The following is a 14,623-nucleotide window of genomic DNA, read 5'->3' on the forward strand; positions in this document are numbered from 1 at the left end:
GTTGCATCAATCATCAGACGCTTCGAACGGCCAGCCTGTTCTGTCAGGGCGACAAATATCCTGTCAAAGACACCCAGGTGGCTCCACCGGATGAAGCGATTATACAAAGTCTTGTGCAGACCATACGCTTTCGGAGCGTCTTTCCACTGAAGACCGTTACGGATGACATAAACGACCCCGCTCAGAACACGCCGGTCATCAACGCGAGGTTTGTCATGGCTCTTCGGGGAAAAAGCTATGGACGATCCATCTGCTCGTCCGCAGTCAATACAGATCACTCACCTTCAGTCTCCTCAAGGAGCCTGAATCACATCCTGCCGCTTATATCAATGGACCCTGAGCCTAGGGGATGGTTGGATCAAGCAGAACCTCCACCCCGGGGACGATCCGCTGGATCAGGTCCCCTTCGGGCTGGGGGGTATTGGTCACGACATGAATACTGGCCGAGGCCGCTATGTCCTTTTTGGCGGCAAGCAGTGCAGTGCGGGCGTTTTCGCGCCAGTTTAGTGTGCGGCCGGTGCCGAGTGCGGCCAGCCCCGCACGGGCCAGATCGGCCAGTTGCGCCGAGGCCGCCAATGCCGGGGTCAGTCCCGTGTTATGGGCTGCTGCGCGGGCAAAGGCGCTGTCGTTACCGGCCCAACGGGTGAGTGTATTTTCCAGCTCATGGCGCAGTTCGGTATGGCCCGCAATAAAGGCTTTGGCTTCGGCATTAAAGGTTTCAGCCTCAAAACTGTCCGGGCTGGCAATATCCGCCGGGGTGCCGAGCTGTTGCAAGGTGGCGGTCTGTTTATGCCGGATTTGTAAAAACTCATGATTATGGGCGTAATTACGCACGGGTGAGACCGCCTGAAGCAGCACGGCAGCTGGCTCAGTTTCCCCCGGAGCAAGGCGCTCAAGCATGCGCTGGGTGTTGGCGTGGGCCTCCAGCCCCAGCAGGTCCAGCCGGTCTGCCATAATGGCCAGTCTGGGGTACAGGGTTGTGGCATCGCACTGTTCCGGCGCGGACCAGAACCGCTCGGCCAGTGCTGCTGCCCGTGGCCATATGCGCGCATCCAGCATGTCGGGGGAGACAACCTCGGTCCACAAGGCGGCTTCCGCACCCAGAACATGGGCTTTTTGTGCGTCATTCAGGGGTGGTGGAGGGGCGTCCTCCGCCTTTGTCGGGGTGGCGGTGGGTGTTGGCGGGGTGTCGGGCGGGTTGGGGCCGGTGGTCTGGGCTGCTGCCTGTGCTTCTGCCGCATCCTTGCGCATGTCCAGCGGGTCTGTGGTGTAGTAAGCGCTCGCGGGGAGCAGGCGGTCCAGATAATAGGGGCCGGAAATAACCGTGTCATGGCCAGCGGCTGTGGCCTGTGCGGTATGGGCGGGGCCGCGCCAGCTTTCTATAATGGTGTCAGGGGGAATATCGGCTTCCTGTACCTCATCCCAGCCCATAACGGTTTTGCCACGCAGGCGCAGGGCGTGGGCTACGTGGCGGGTGTAATCCGCCTGCAAGGCTGCAACCGAGGCTATGTGGTGCTGCTTCATATACGCGGCAATGTGGGGGGATTGCGCCCATTGTTTTGCCACCACCTCGTCCCCCCCGATGTGAAAAACGGGGTCGGGGAACAGGCTCGCCATTTCTGCGTACACGGCGTTTACAAAGCTGAGTGTGGCCGGGTTGGTGGGGTCCAGAGCTGCGCGGTTGATCTCGGCCCGGTCGGTGGTGTTGAGCGGGGCGTTGGCGGCATAGCGCGGGTATGCCAGCAGCATGGCGTAGCTGTGGCCGGGTGTATCAAACTCGGGCACCACACGGATACCCCTGTCCGCAGCCTCACGTACAAGCTGGCGAACCTGTTCCTGCGTGTAATACTGCCCATGGCTGCCAAGTGTGTGCAGGCGCGGGAAAACCCTGCTTTCCACCCTGAAGGCGGCACCATCGGACAGGTGGATGTGCAGCACGTTCAGCTTGACCATTTCCATGGCGTCCAGCTGGCGCAGCAGGTCGGGCAGGGGCATGAAGTGCCTGCTGGTATCCAGCATAAGCCCACGCCAGACAAAGCGCGGGGTATCCTCAATATGGGCCTGTGCCAGCACGGGGCCATCGCGCTCCTGCCGAACAAGCTGGCTTAGGCTGGTCAGGCCATGCAGCACTCCAGCCACCCCTTGTGCATTCAGGGTTATGCCGGTGGGGGCAACATCCAGCGTATAGCCCTCACGCATGGTGGGGCTGGGGAATGTGATGTCCTTGGGGGTGTTGATGTTCAGCACAAGCCCACCCGGTGGAGGTGGGGCCTGAGTGAACATAATGGGCCTGCCTGCCAGTATGCAAAGCCGGGTACGCAACCGCTCTACAGCCCGGAGCAACAGCGGGGTTGGTGGGCTGTTCCAGTGCAGGGTCAGGCTTTGGGGTAAGGCAAAGGCAGCCCCCGATGCCTGTAGAACAGCCGGTGCTGGCATGACCAGCGGCAGGCTTACGCTATTGCGCACAAAAGCCAGTTGGGGCGTGCCGGGGGATGTGTCCAGCGCATTTTGCGCCATGGTCACACAAGGTGTGCCCCCTGCCAGGGCAAGGCCACACAGGAGTAGTGTTCTGGCTGGGATGGATTTGAAAAAGTGAGCAATCATGGCTGTGTGTTTTGCACTGAAAGTGAGGTTGCAAGCCTGTGCACCCATGCCGCATCTACCTCCCAGCCTGCCAGCTGGGCTGCACGCAGGGCGGCGCCACCCAGTGGGGGCAGGGCGGGAGGGGTTGCGGGTTGGCCCAGCAGTGTGCTCACCCGCACACGGACGACCGCGCTGGTCATCACACTCCCGCCATAGCTCCACGGCAGGCCTTTCAGGGGCTGTTCAGCCGGAGGGCTGGTGGGTGCAGCAGGGGGTGGCAGCACAAGGCCGCGGCAGGCCGTATGCGCCAGATCAGCCAGATGTGCGGCCGCCGCATGCAGTATGGCCAGAGCATGGGGGTCATGCGTCTGGGCCAGTGCATGGACTATGGGGGCCACATCCCCAACGGCAGAGCGTGGGTGGGGGCGGGTGCGCAGCCACTCGCGCAAGGCGTCGGCGGCGTTGGGGCCGTGGTCGGGTAGTTCCAGCGCATGCAGCACGGCGCGTGCAAAGGGCGCAACGGGTGTTGTGGGGTCATCCAGAAAACGGGCGGCGTGGTTAAGGGCCTGGCAGCCAATCCAGTAGCCGCCTCCTTCATCCCCAAACAGCCAGCCCCAGCCGCCTGCGCGGGTGGTGTGCCCATCTTGCGTGCGCGCCTGCGCTACGGAGCCTGTGCCTGCCAGCACAAAAACCCCCGCCCCTCCGGCAAAGGCAGCCCGGTGGGCGGTCTGCACGTCGTTTTCCAGTTCCAGCGGGATGTCTGGCCCAAGGGCTGCGCGGGCAACGTCCACCTGCTGGTGGGAGGAAGGGCGCGCCCCGTCATACCCGGCCATGCCCAGTACGGCCGCGCACAGGCCGTTATGGGGGAGTGCGCGCAGCAGGGTATGCAGGTGTTCGGCCCAGTCTGGCCGGTCATAGGGGTTGCAGCCGGGGCCGGTGGTGTGGGCCAGCAGGCCACCATCCCGCGTGATCAGGGCAACGCGGGTATGGGTGCCTCCGCCATCGAGTGCAAGAAGGGTCTGGGCCGGGGGCATTAATACAGCATCTGTTCGGGCGCGGGTGTGGTGTTATGGACGGCGGGGCCTACGCCACGTGCAGCCTGCACGGCCAGCAGGTCCAGTGCCCGGCGCAGGTGCCCGTCGCACAGGCGGAGCAGCATGCGCCCCTGTGCGGGTTCCAGCCCCTGACGCAGCAGTATGGCCAGTTTGATGGACCCATCTGCCTTGAGCAGGGCGGCCTGTGCCTGTGTGTCCGAGCAGTCGGTTAACTGGGTAATCATCCGCAGTGCGCGGTGCACCAGCTTGGTGTTTACAATGCGCATGTCCACCATATGCCCCCGCCACGTATGGCCAAGGCGGATCATGAGTGTGGTGGAAAGCAGGTTGAGGCAGATTTTCTGCGCAGTGCCTGCCTTCATGCGGGTGGAGCCTGCCACGACTTCCGGCCCGGTTTCGGTCAGGATGCCTATGTCGGTTTCGGCCAGCAGGCGGGCTGCGGGGGTGCAGGACAGGCCAATGGTCAGGCTGCCGCAAAAGCGGGCGCTGGCAAGGGCTGCGCAGGTGTAGGGGGTGTTCCCGCTTGCGGCAATGCCGATCACCACATCATCAGCCGTGGGGGTGTGGCTGGTTATGGCGCGCTGGGCTTCGTCCTCATCATCTTCAGCGCCCTCCACGGGGCTGAACAGGGCGGCCTCCCCACCTGCCAGCAGCAGCACCAGCCGCTCCGACGGCCAGCCATAGGTCGGGATCAGTTCCACACCATCCTGCAAGCCAATCCGCCCCGATGTGCCTGCCCCTACGTAAAACAGCCGCCCGCCCCGTTCCAGCCGTGGCACCGCCTGTGCAATGGCAGCCTCCATGTCCGCCAGAGCGGAGCGCACTGCCGCCGTGGCCGCGAGCTGGCTTTCCAGCAGGCTTTCCAGCACGGTGGCGGTGGGCCATGTGTCCAGTCCGTCATAACGCGGGTCCTGCATTTCCGTGCGGGGGGGCTGGTTTGGTGTGTGTTGAGTCGTCATGATTTTGGCCTCCGGTTGCGGGCGGGCAGGGGGTACGGACTAAGGTGCATGATATGGAGCAGGCCGGCTAGCCCGAATAGGAGAATCACGCCCAGTACGATCAGCCACGCAAAGGCAAGGGGGTGCCCGTTGGGGCGCAGGGCCAGCATGGCCCAGACCATGCACGGCACGCTTAGTGCAAAGGCCGGTGCCAGTGTGCGTGCCTGCACACGGGGCATGGCCATGCCCGCAACAAACGTGCCCAGCATGGGGCCATACCCGCACGCGGCAATGGACAGGCCAAGCAGAATGGCGGACTGGCTGGCATGGGCAAACAGCCCCGCACATGCCACCAGCGCGCAGGCCCACACCACGCTAACCAGCCGGGCAAAGCCCAGCGCGGAGCAGCGCAGCCTGCGTGCGGCGCGCGCGCACAGGGGGGCAAAATCCCCCACGCTGGCGGCGGTCATGGCCGACAGCGTAGCCGAGAGTGAGCCCATGGTGGCAGCCAGAATACCCGCCAGCATAAGCCCGCGCAGGCCCGGTGGCAGGTCGTGCACAATATATGCAGGAAAAATGGCATCCGGGCTGGCATAGCCCGCCTGCGCAAGTGTGAGCCCGCCATTGCGTGCCCAGAGCAGTACGCCCGTCAGGCTGAGCAGGGCAAACAGCACACCCACCCCCAGCGCGCTGCCCATAAGGGCCAGCCGCGCATCCCGCAGGCTACGTGCGGCCAGCACACGCTGGACCATCAGCTGGTCGGTACCGTGGGATGCAACCGAGAGCAAAGCCCCTCCGGCAAGGGCGGCAAGGGGTGTAAACGGGCTGTTCAGCAACGGGGCGCCATGGGCAAACAGGTGCAGCCGTCCTGCCTGTTGCAGGCTGTGCCATGTGCCCGCGGGCGCGCCATGCCAGAGCAGCAGCGCGCAGGCTGTCGCCCCGAACAGGTACAGACCGAACTGGATACTGTCTGACCAAACCACTGCGCGCAGGCCGCCACAAACAGTGTAGAACAGGGTCAGCAGCATAATGCCCCCCAGCAGCATGGGCTGGGGCAGGTGTATGTGCAGGGCTGCCAGCATGGTGGCCAAAGGGAGCATGCCCGCAAACAGGCGCACGGCCTCTGCCAGCAGGCGGGTGGTCAGGAATGTGGCGGAGGCTAGCCGCTGCATGGTGGAGCCAAAGCGCTGGCCCAGCCAGTCATAGGCGCTGAGCATATGCCCCTGCTGGTAAAGGGGTAGGAACCACCACGCAACAATGGCCCGGCCCACAAGGTAGCCAAGGGCCAGCCCCACAAAAACCATGCCCGACCCATAGGCAATGCCCGGCACGCTGATGACGGTCAGGGTAGAGGTTTCCGTTGCAACAAGGGACAGGCACAGCGCCCACCATGGCAGGTCCCTGTGCCCTTCCAGGTACGCGGTGGGGGAGGACTGGCGACCCGCCAGCATAAGGGCCACAACCGGCATGGCTGCCAGATAGGCCAGCATGACCAGCAGATCGGTAAGGCTCATGGTGTGGTCCTGTTCATGCCGTGGGGCAGGGCTGGGGGAACGCCATACCGGGCGGGCCAGCCCGTGTGCGGGGTAAGGCTGGTATGGCGCACACGAACTTTAGGAACAGCCCGCGCGGGCAGCAAGCCTCTATTCCCGTGCCCCGCGTGGCGTGCGGGCCCGGGGGAGGCGCTCGCCCGAGTGTGACAGGCCGGGGGCTTGGCGCAGCAGGCTTGCGGGCGGTAGTCTGGGCAGCAGGTAGTGCCCCGGTGCGGGGTGGCTGGTGCACCGCACCGGTTGGAGGCAGAAAGGAACCGTTATGACCAGCAGTTGCAGTTCTGGCGGGTGTGGCCCCCGTGCCCCCCTGACCCCCGAACAGGAGCAGATTCTGCTCGGTCATGGCACGGAATACCCCGGTTCCAGCCCCCTGAACGGGGAAAAACGCCCCGGCACCTACCATTGTGCGGCATGCGGTACGCTGCTGTTTTCCTCCACCACCAAGTATGAGAGCGGGAGCGGGTGGCCATCCTTCTGGGCGGCAGAGCCGCAGGGCGTTGCCACCCGGCGTGATACAAGCCACGGCATGGTCAGGGAGGAAGCCCACTGCGCGCAGTGCGAGGGCCATCTGGGCCATGTCTTTAACGACGGGCCACCCCCGACCGGGCTGCGTTACTGCATGAACGGGCTTGCGCTGGACTTCCGCCCCAGTATTACGGGCAGCGCCGGGTAAACATACAGCCCCGGTGTGGCGGGGCGCACAGGTGTGTGCTCAGCCCGGAACCTGCTGCGGGGCCGGGGCAGTCTGCCTCCCCCCTACGGCGTTGAGGAAAAAAGACCATGCCTCGTTAAAAAAAGCATCGCGCTCTTCCTCGGTCTTGAGCGGATCAAGGCCAAAAAGGCTGTCTTCCATTGGCCAGCCGGTAACCATGCCGGTCAGCAGGCGGGCCGTGGTATCCGTGGCATGGCCGGGGTTGATCTGGCCTTTCTGCTCCGCCGCTTTGAGCAGGCGTACAAAATTATTATGGAAAGGCTGGCCAATGGCCGCCACCGCCTGCTGTTGCAGGGATGGGTGGCGGTGCCCGTCGGCTATGAGAATCCGGTACGTGCCCAGCGCATCGGGGCGGAGGGTCAAATCCAGCATCAGGCGGCTGATGTGGCGCAGTTCCTCCAGCGGGTTGGTCAGGGGAGTCTGTTCCATGGCCCGCAGTACCGAGCCGGTCAGGTTGGTGACCACTGCTATGAACAGCGCTTCCTTGGAGGAATAGCGGCGGTAGATTGTCTGTTTGCTGGCGCACGCCTTGCGGGCGATCTGGTCAATGGAGGTGCCCGCGTAGCCATGCTGCACAAACAGGCCCGCCGCTATTTCCAGCAGATACTGGTCAAGGTCTTCCGTAACATCGGTCGTGGGTCGCCCACAGCGCCGTTTACGCCCCTGCAGGCAAGGGTTTGCCATGTCCAGAGGACGGGTGGCAAAGGTAAGGGCCTTGCTCAGGTAACCTTTGGGTGAACGGGGGGCTGGGGGCTCAGACAACGATTATCCGCTTTGTGTTAGCTGGTGTAGGGGAAGGGGTAGGGAAACACATCTGCAATGTGGCGGTTTTATACCCGTGTCGTGTTTTTATTTCGAGGTCTTTCCGTGCGACGCAAGAATGTGTTGCAAGAAAAGGGGGTGTTGCGGCAGCTCTTTTCCGCCACACACAAAGCACACATACCATGTGGCGCACGATCATGTCAGGAAATAACCCCAGTGGAACAGCAGATGCTTGAGGGCGAACAGGCTCCCGCACCAGACCAGCCCGGCCAGACCAGTGCGTATAAAGGGTTGCCCCCCACCCCCATGGCAGATGCGGCAGGAACCGCCAGCGCGGAGCAGATAGCCGTTCTGGCCCTGAACGTGCAAAAGCTGGGGCGTATTCTGCGCCGCTTTTACCAGCTTGCCATTGCCGTGGTGGCGGCCCTGTGTGTGGGGCTGTTCATTTATGCGGGTGGGGCCGTGGTTATGGTGGTGTTTGCCGCAGCCCTTGTGGCGGTGGTCCTGCATGGTGCCGCGCGGTTGATCTGCCGGGTGCTGCCCATGCGGCAGTGGGTGGCGGTTGTGCTGTTCCTTGCCGGGCTTGTGGGGGGTGTTTCGTTTGTTGTGCATGTGTCCGGCCCCGAGCTGGTCACACAGCTTTCTCACCTGTATGCGGCCCTGACCCATGAGCGCGATGCCCTGCATGCCGCACTGGACAAAAACCCGATCGGGCATTCGGTGCTCAACCACATTCCCCGCTTTTTTGGTGGCAACCAGACATCCGGCCCCCTTGGGTCGGAGGGAGCTGGCGGAATAGATTTTGCAGGCTCCATGACCAACGTGCTGACCTCCACCTTCGGGTCGGCAGGTACGCTGGTGGTTATTGTGATTGCGGGGGTGTATTTTGCGCTCTCCCCCCACCTGTATGCCAATGGCCTGCTGCGGCTGGTACCCACGCGCTACCGTGGCACCGCGCGTGAGCTGATCCGCACAACAGCCCATGTGCTCTCTGCCTGGGTTGCGGGGCAGCTGCTGGATATGACCGTTGTGGGCGTGCTGACATGGGTTGGCCTGTCCCTGCTGGGTATGCCGCTTGCTTTCCCGCTTGGGCTGGTTGCGGGTACGGCCAACTTCATTCCCTATCTGGGTACGTTTATCGGGGCAGTGCCTGCCTTGCTGATCGCCCTGTCCATCAGCCCGCGTGAAGCCCTTATGGTGGCGGGGCTGTATGCCTTTATTCAGGCGTTTGAAGGGTATGTGATGTCCCCCTTCATTCAGAAAAGGGCGGTCAGTATGCCGCCTGCGCTGACCATTCTTTCCCAGACCATATTTGGCGCTTTTCTGGGGATGTGGGGCTTTGCTTTTGCCTCCCCCATTACTGCCGTGCTGCTGGCGGTGATCGACCACCTGACCGCCCCCCTGCCGGAGGAAGAACAGGTCTGACAGAGCGCATTTTTGGCATAAAAGGGTAAAAAACAGGACAAAACAGGCACGATCTGCGTTTTTGGGGGTGGTTTTCCCGCTTGTGTGCATGCACATTCCTCACAACAAGAATATCCGCTTGAAGGAAGCACGGGATGTCCAGCCCAGCCGACGACTTTCAGAAATACCGGCACCTCAGCCCGTTTGAACTCAAGGACCAGCTTATCCGGCTGGCCTCGGGGCGGGCACAGCGGGCCATGCTGGATGCAGGGCGCGGCAACCCCAACTTTCTGGCGACCCTGCCCCGGCAGGGCTTTTTTCAGCTTGGCATGTTTGCCGCAGCCGATTCTGCGCTCACCTTCTCCTATATGGCCGAAGGGGTGGGGGGTATGCCCCGCCGTGCAGGGATAGAAGCCCGGTTTGAGGCATTTCTGGCAGCCAACAAGGATGTGCCCGGCGTGGCCTTCCTGCGTCGTGCCCTGTCCTATGTGCGTGATCAGATGGGCCTGCCAGCCGATGCGTTCCTGCTCGAAGCCACGGCGGGCATTCTGGGGTGTGACTACCCGACCCCCCCCCGCATGCTCCGCTATGCCGAGCAGGTGGTGCGCCACTACCTGCTGCACGAAATGGCAGGCGGCACCATGCCCGAAAGCACGACAGACCTGTTTGCGCTGGAAGGGGGGACGGCTGCTATCAGCTATATTTTTGCCTCCCTGCGGGAGAACGGGCTGATCCGGCCGGGGGACAAGGCCGCCATTGGCATGCCAGTCTTTACCCCGTACGTGGAAATCCCGGAACTGCGGGACTACCAGTTGCAGGAAGTGGCCATTAATGCCGACCCCGAGGCCGGGTGGCAGTACCCGCCAGAGGAACTGGATAAACTGCTTGATCCCTCGGTCAAGATTTTTCTGGTGGTTAACCCCAGCAACCCGCCATCGGTCCGTATGAGCGATGCAGGGCTTGCCCGCATTGCCGAAATTGTTAAAAAACGCCCGGACCTGATTATTGTCACCGATGATGTGTACGGCACTTTTGCCGATGATTTCCGGTCCATTTACGCCATTTGCCCGTACAACACGGTGCTGGTTTATTCCTTCTCCAAGTATTTCGGTTCCACGGGCTGGCGGCTTGGTGTTGTGGCCATGCACCAGAACAACGTGCTGGATCACGCACTAGCAGCCCTGCCCGAAGCCGAAAAACAGGAGCTGGACAAGCGTTACGCCTCGCTCACCCCCGACGTGCGTGGCCTGAAGTTTATTGACCGGCTGGTGGCCGATAGCCGCACAGTGGCCCTTAACCACACGGCGGGCCTGTCCACCCCCCAGCAGGTGCAGATGGTGCTGTTTGCCCTGTTTGCTCTTATGGATGGGCGGGATGCATATAAAAATGCGCTCAAACGCCTGCTACACCGGCGCGAACTGGCCCTGTACCGCGATCTGGGCGTAAAAGCGCCGGATGATGATGGTAGCACCCACTATTATACGCTGATTGATCTGGCCAATGTGGTCACGCAGCTTTATGGCCGCCGCTTTGCCCGGTGGTTGATGACCAAGGTGGACTACCAGACCATCCTGTTCCGCATTGCGGAAGAAACAGGCGTGGTGCTGCTGCCCGGTGATGGCTTTGCCGTTAAACGCCCATCGGCCCGGGCCTCGCTCGCCAATCTGAACGAGTACCAGTATGCAGCCATAGGTACGGCCCTGCGGCGCATGGCGGATGAATATTATGCCCGCTACTGCGCGGAAAAAGGGGTTAAGGCCGTAGCCCCCGCACCTGCGGCACACTAAAGCCGGGCAAAGGCCGGGGTAGGGGGTAAGCCCTGCTCCAGCCTGCCCGGTATTGCCCCGCATGACCTGCGCGGGGCTGGTTGCGTGGGGGCGCTAGCCCCTGCGGCCGTCAGTCATTTTTGCCAAAAACCGGGCGGGTGGTTTCAAACAGGAACCATGTGCGGCGCTCTGTTTCATCAATCCAGTTTTCCAGCAGGCTGGCGGTGGCAACGTCGTGGGCATCATCACAGATTTCATGCACCGCGCGCAGGCGTTTGGTCAGGGTCAGATTGTCTTCGCGCAGTTCGGCCAGCATGTCCTCGGGGGTGACGTACAGGGCATCGTTATCCAGAATGGCCGTTTTGCGGCTGATTTCCCCAACGGAGTGCAGCGTGGTGCCGCCAATCTTGCGTGCGCGCTCGGCCAGAGGGTCGGTCATGGCAAAAATCTGCTGGCTCTGCTCGTCCAGTAGCAGGTGGTAATCGCGGAAGTGGCGGCCACTCATATGCCAGTGGAAGTTCTTGGTTTTGATGTAAAGGGCGAACACATCCGCCAGAACCTCGGCCAGACCTGCGGCCACAGCCTTGACCTTTTCGGCCTTCAGGTCTGTGGGCGTGCCAAGATATTCCTTGATGTGACGTTCTGAAGCATTGGGTTTGGTCATGGGAATGCCAGCCTTTCCAATAAATGTCAGTCTGCGGTGCGGGGTGTTCCCCCACCGCTGCATCCAACGTGGAAAGTGCATGGGCAGATACAACCCCATGCGGGCAAAGACTCCACCCCTCACACGAACGTGACAAAACGGGGTGCGCGTATTGCCAGAGCGTAGTCTGCTACAGCCTGTGCGCAGGTCGGGCGGCTAAACCTCGCTTTTAAGCGGGCGGCTGAGCAGGTTGTGGGTGGCCTGTTGCAGGGTGATCTGCCCTTCCATAAAGGCAGCAATGCAGTCGGTTATGGGGGTTTCCACCCCATGGGTGCGGGCAAGGCTTTGCAGGGCGGCTGCCGTTGTTACCCCTTCGGCCACGCCGGGCAGGCTGTTCAGGGCGGTTTGCGTGTTCATCCCCTGCCCAAGGGCAAGCCCCATCTGATAATTGCGCGAGGATGCACCCGTGCAGGTCAGGAGCAGATCCCCCAGCCCCGCAAGGCCCGCCAGCGTTGACGCCTGCCCGCCAAGGGCTGTGGCCAGCCGGGTTATTTCGGCCAGTCCGCGGGTAATCAGGGCTGCGCGTGCGTTTTCGCCCAGACCTGCGCCTATGGTCACGCCCGAGGCTACGGCAATTACATTTTTGGCTGCCGCCCCAAGCTGCACCCCCACACAGTCCGTGCTGGCGTAAAGGCGGAACAGGGGGGTGGAAAGCAGGGTGCTCAGGCTTTGCGCGCGTGCGGCGTCCGGGGCCGCCAGTACGGCGGCTGCGGGCAGGCCTGCTGCAATCTCGCGCGCAAAATTGGGGCCGCACAGCACAGCGCCGGGGACATCTGCCCGCTCCCGCGCGAGAATATCCAGCGGAAAAGCCAGTGTCTGGCGTTCTATGCCCTTGCAGCACAAAATGGCGGCAACACCAGTGGGCAGCAGGGGCAGAACAGAGGCCAGATACTGCGTGGGCACGGCAACCAGCACGCAGCGCGGCGTAACTGGTGGCAATGCGGAGCAGGGGTGAACGGTAGGGGGGAGCGGGTAGTCCGGCAGGCGCGGCATGGCCCCATTGGGCAGGGTTTGCGCGTTGCGTGCCCACAGGTGCACCTGTGCTCCGGTGCGGGCAGCATGCAGGGCCAGTGCAGTGCCCCAGGCACCGCCGCCAAGTACAAAAACAGGATCGCTCATGCCTGCATCGGTGCCAGAAGCCAGAGGAGTGTGCAAGCGGGGTAAAAGGGCAGGAATAAGCCCGGCTGGCGTGTGCTCAGGCAGAAGCAGCCATGGCCACGCTCTGCTGGCGGGCGGCGTGGGCGGCTAGTTCAGCCTGCTGCATGTGCCTCATTTTGGCTTCGCGCAGCAGGCATACAACGCCTTTAACGCAGTTGCCGCACTGGGCCTTGCACCCGCGGGCGGCATAAATCTCACGCGGGTGGTTTGCGCCATCGGCCACGGCGGCTTCAACATCTTTATGAGTCAGTAGGTTGCAGGAGCAGACAACCATTACTTTGCACCTCATGGTTACGAGTCTGACCTCACTCAACCATAAATGAGAATTAGTCGCAATACTTTCCGTGCGCTGCACTCCTCATTTGCCCCAAAAAGTGATTGCAGGGGGCCGTGCCCCTGCCGTGCTGCCACAAAGGGCGGGCTAGTGCGGGAGGGGGAAGGCCCGGTCATACGCCATGTTGAAGACAAAAGCGTACACCAGATAAAACAGGGCAAGGGAGAGGGAGAGCGAGAACGTCTCCATCAGCGGGGCATGGGTGTACAGGGCAATCCCCGGCACAAGGGCCACCTGCAACCCGGCCTCGAACAGTAGGGTATGCACCAGCCGCCCACGCATGGTTTTGTGCGTGGTGCGGTAAAGATGGGTCATCACCCGGTCAAAAATCAGGTTGTACAGGTAGTTCCACACCATGGCGGTTATGGCGCTGCCAAGGCCAATAACGCCCATGGCGGATTCGTGCAGGCCAAACAGGGCGCTACCAGCCGGAATGGTAATGGAGAGCGCAATAAGCTCGAACAGCAGAACATGGCGCAGGCGGTCCATGCCCGAACGCATGGGAACCACAGGAGGTGCGGGTAGCCCTGCCGCGCGCATGGCCGGGGGCTGGCTGGAAGAGTAAGTTGACATGGCGGCAATCTATCGAGCCTGATAGGAAAGAAAAGATGGAACCTATCGGAAAAACAGATGGATGAACGTTTCTCTCGAACAGCTTGAAGCCTTTGTGGCCACGGTGGATGCGGGGTCTTTTTCCGCGGCGGCGCGTGCGCTGGGGCGCGCCCAGTCGGCTATTAGTACGCATGTGGCCAACCTGGAGGTGGACCTTGGGGTTGTCCTGTTTGTGCGCACAGGGCGCACCCCCGTACTGAGCGTGGATGGCGAGCGCCTGCTGCGTGAGGCCCGCGTGGTGCTGGAACGGCGTGAACACCTGATTGGCGTTGCCCGCTCGCTGGAAAGCGGGGTGGAGAACAAGCTGGTTGTCGCCATAGACGAACTATACCCCGAGCATGCCCTTGGCCCGGTTTTTGCGGAATTTGCACAGGTTTTTCCGCATGTGGAAATGGAAATCCTGTTTCCACTCATGGAGGATGTCGGCCAGTTGGTGCGTGATGGTGCCGCCCAGCTTGGGGTTATGTGGCAGCAGCACCGCATGCCGCCCGAACTTGCCTTCCGCACCATCGGGCGGGTGCCGCTCAAGCTGGTGTGCGGGCGCAACCACCCGCTGGCACAGGGTGGCCCCGTAGCGTGGGAGGAGCTTAAACGCTACCGCCAGATTCTGGTTGCGGCCCGTGGGCAGGAGCGCGAGCGGCATTACCTGCGGCTGGCGGGGGAAGTCTGGTGGGTAGAAAGCCACTGGGTCATTCTGGAACTGGTGCGCCACGGCATAGGCTGGGCCTTTGTATCCGACCATGTTCTGGCGGCATCGCCCGCCGCACCGGACATTGTGGTGCTGGAGCAACAATTTGATGCAGGCAACCGTCTGGTGCCCCTTGCCGTGGTCTGGCACGCCAAGGGTTCCCACGGGGTTGCCGCGCGGTGGCTTTTGCAACGATTTTTTAAAAAAGAAGGGAATTTTTAAAATCGACCACCGGATTTCCGCGGTCGGTTCCCGGTCGTGTCAGGTTGTTGACATATGTGTGCAATTTTTGTGTTGAAAAGGCAACAGTAACGACTATGATACGAAAATCCTGAAGGAAAACGAGAGAAAAACAGGT

The 14,623-nt window shown here is 62.2% G+C and carries 13 protein-coding genes and 1 pseudogene; 4 read left to right on the plus strand and 10 right to left on the minus strand.

Annotated features, from left to right (window positions below):
• The 5 genes and pseudogenes from HK20_RS08010 to HK20_RS08030 form a co-directional block, all read right to left on the minus strand.
• Positions 1-250, minus strand: a pseudogene (locus HK20_RS08010) (transposase); the annotation flags it as partial.
• Positions 251-342: 92 nt separating this feature from the next.
• Complete coding sequence (locus tag HK20_RS08015) at positions 343-2,604, minus strand: beta-N-acetylhexosaminidase (RefSeq protein ID WP_233129131.1); 2,262 nt, start codon at positions 2,602-2,604, stop codon at positions 343-345.
• Positions 2,601-3,617, minus strand: coding sequence for an N-acetylglucosamine kinase (locus HK20_RS08020; protein ID WP_086646562.1), 1,017 nt, complete (start codon positions 3,615-3,617; stop codon positions 2,601-2,603). The genes HK20_RS08015 and HK20_RS08020 overlap by 4 nt, the downstream gene beginning before the upstream one ends.
• A complete protein-coding gene (locus HK20_RS08025) occupies positions 3,617-4,597 on the minus strand; it encodes an N-acetylmuramic acid 6-phosphate etherase (RefSeq protein WP_086646563.1) in 981 nt (326 codons plus the stop codon). Before HK20_RS08025 ends, HK20_RS08020 begins: the two co-directional genes overlap by 1 nt.
• Complete coding sequence (locus HK20_RS08030) at positions 4,594-6,090, minus strand: sodium:solute symporter (RefSeq protein ID WP_086646564.1); 1,497 nt, start codon at positions 6,088-6,090, stop codon at positions 4,594-4,596. The genes HK20_RS08025 and HK20_RS08030 overlap by 4 nt, the downstream gene beginning before the upstream one ends.
• Positions 6,091-6,388: 298 nt before the next feature.
• Between HK20_RS08030 and msrB the strand changes: the two genes are divergently transcribed.
• Complete coding sequence (msrB, locus tag HK20_RS08035; RefSeq protein ID WP_086646565.1) at positions 6,389-6,799, plus strand: peptide-methionine (R)-S-oxide reductase MsrB; 411 nt, start codon at positions 6,389-6,391, stop codon at positions 6,797-6,799.
• Positions 6,800-6,838: 39 nt separating this feature from the next.
• Here msrB and HK20_RS08040 read toward each other — a convergent pair whose 3' ends face one another.
• On the minus strand, positions 6,839-7,600 hold the full coding sequence (locus tag HK20_RS08040; protein ID WP_086646566.1) for a TetR/AcrR family transcriptional regulator: 762 nt from the start codon (positions 7,598-7,600) through the stop codon (positions 6,839-6,841).
• 228 nt (positions 7,601-7,828) lie between these two features.
• Here HK20_RS08040 and HK20_RS08045 point away from each other — a divergent pair, with 228 nt between their 5' ends.
• Together HK20_RS08045 and HK20_RS08050 are read left to right on the plus strand one after the other, a co-directional pair.
• Positions 7,829-9,025 (plus strand): AI-2E family transporter, encoded by a 1,197-nt coding sequence (locus tag HK20_RS08045; protein ID WP_086646662.1) that lies wholly within the window; start codon positions 7,829-7,831, stop codon positions 9,023-9,025.
• 134 nt (positions 9,026-9,159) lie between these two features.
• Entirely contained in the window at positions 9,160-10,791 is a 1,632-nt protein-coding gene (locus HK20_RS08050) for a bifunctional aspartate transaminase/aspartate 4-decarboxylase (RefSeq protein WP_086646567.1), read from the plus strand.
• A 109-nt stretch (positions 10,792-10,900) separates the two neighbouring features.
• On the opposite strand, the gene HK20_RS08055 is transcribed toward HK20_RS08050, so the two are convergent.
• The 4 genes from HK20_RS08055 to HK20_RS08070 all read right to left on the minus strand — a co-directional run bounded on the left by HK20_RS08055 (position 10,901) and on the right by HK20_RS08070 (position 13,538).
• On the minus strand, positions 10,901-11,434 hold the full coding sequence (locus HK20_RS08055) for a Dps family protein (RefSeq protein WP_086646663.1): 534 nt from the start codon (positions 11,432-11,434) through the stop codon (positions 10,901-10,903).
• A 195-nt stretch (positions 11,435-11,629) separates the two neighbouring features.
• Positions 11,630-12,592, minus strand: a complete 963-nt coding sequence (locus HK20_RS08060; protein WP_086646568.1) for an NAD(P)H-dependent glycerol-3-phosphate dehydrogenase — start codon at positions 12,590-12,592, stop codon at positions 11,630-11,632.
• 76 nt (positions 12,593-12,668) lie between these two features.
• Positions 12,669-12,905 (minus strand): bacterioferritin-associated ferredoxin, encoded by a 237-nt coding sequence (locus tag HK20_RS08065; RefSeq protein WP_086646664.1) that lies wholly within the window; start codon positions 12,903-12,905, stop codon positions 12,669-12,671.
• Positions 12,906-13,052: 147 nt separating this feature from the next.
• On the minus strand, positions 13,053-13,538 hold the full coding sequence (locus HK20_RS08070) for a PACE efflux transporter (protein WP_233129133.1): 486 nt from the start codon (positions 13,536-13,538) through the stop codon (positions 13,053-13,055).
• Positions 13,539-13,599: 61 nt separating this feature from the next.
• Here HK20_RS08070 and HK20_RS08075 point away from each other — a divergent pair, with 61 nt between their 5' ends.
• Positions 13,600-14,487 (plus strand): LysR family transcriptional regulator, encoded by an 888-nt coding sequence (locus HK20_RS08075; protein WP_086646569.1) that lies wholly within the window; start codon positions 13,600-13,602, stop codon positions 14,485-14,487.
• Positions 14,488-14,623 lie beyond the last annotated feature (136 nt).

It is taken from the genome of Acetobacter sp. DsW_54, assembly GCF_002153575.1.
Taxonomy (GTDB): Bacteria; Pseudomonadota; Alphaproteobacteria; order Acetobacterales; family Acetobacteraceae; genus Acetobacter; species Acetobacter fabarum.

What these genes read in the sequence shown, in the direction of transcription:
- HK20_RS08015 (WP_233129131.1), bottom strand. Translation starts at nt 2,604, where the DNA reads ATGATTGCTCACTTTTTCAAATCCATCCCAGCCAGAACACTACTCCTG.
- HK20_RS08020 (WP_086646562.1), bottom strand. Translation starts at nt 3,617, where the DNA reads ATGCCCCCGGCCCAGACCCTTCTTGCACTCGATGGCGGAGGCACCCAT.
- HK20_RS08025 (WP_086646563.1), bottom strand. Translation starts at nt 4,597, where the DNA reads ATGACGACTCAACACACACCAAACCAGCCCCCCCGCACGGAAATGCAG.
- HK20_RS08030 (WP_086646564.1), bottom strand. Translation starts at nt 6,090, where the DNA reads ATGAGCCTTACCGATCTGCTGGTCATGCTGGCCTATCTGGCAGCCATG.
- msrB (WP_086646565.1), top strand. Translation starts at nt 6,389, where the DNA reads ATGACCAGCAGTTGCAGTTCTGGCGGGTGTGGCCCCCGTGCCCCCCTG.
- HK20_RS08045 (WP_086646662.1), top strand. Translation starts at nt 7,829, where the DNA reads ATGCTTGAGGGCGAACAGGCTCCCGCACCAGACCAGCCCGGCCAGACC.
- HK20_RS08050 (WP_086646567.1), top strand. Translation starts at nt 9,160, where the DNA reads ATGTCCAGCCCAGCCGACGACTTTCAGAAATACCGGCACCTCAGCCCG.
- HK20_RS08055 (WP_086646663.1), bottom strand. Translation starts at nt 11,434, where the DNA reads ATGACCAAACCCAATGCTTCAGAACGTCACATCAAGGAATATCTTGGC.
- HK20_RS08060 (WP_086646568.1), bottom strand. Translation starts at nt 12,592, where the DNA reads ATGAGCGATCCTGTTTTTGTACTTGGCGGCGGTGCCTGGGGCACTGCA.
- HK20_RS08065 (WP_086646664.1), bottom strand. Translation starts at nt 12,905, where the DNA reads ATGGTTGTCTGCTCCTGCAACCTACTGACTCATAAAGATGTTGAAGCC.
- HK20_RS08070 (WP_233129133.1), bottom strand. Translation starts at nt 13,538, where the DNA reads ATGTCAACTTACTCTTCCAGCCAGCCCCCGGCCATGCGCGCGGCAGGG.
- HK20_RS08075 (WP_086646569.1), top strand. Translation starts at nt 13,600, where the DNA reads ATGAACGTTTCTCTCGAACAGCTTGAAGCCTTTGTGGCCACGGTGGAT.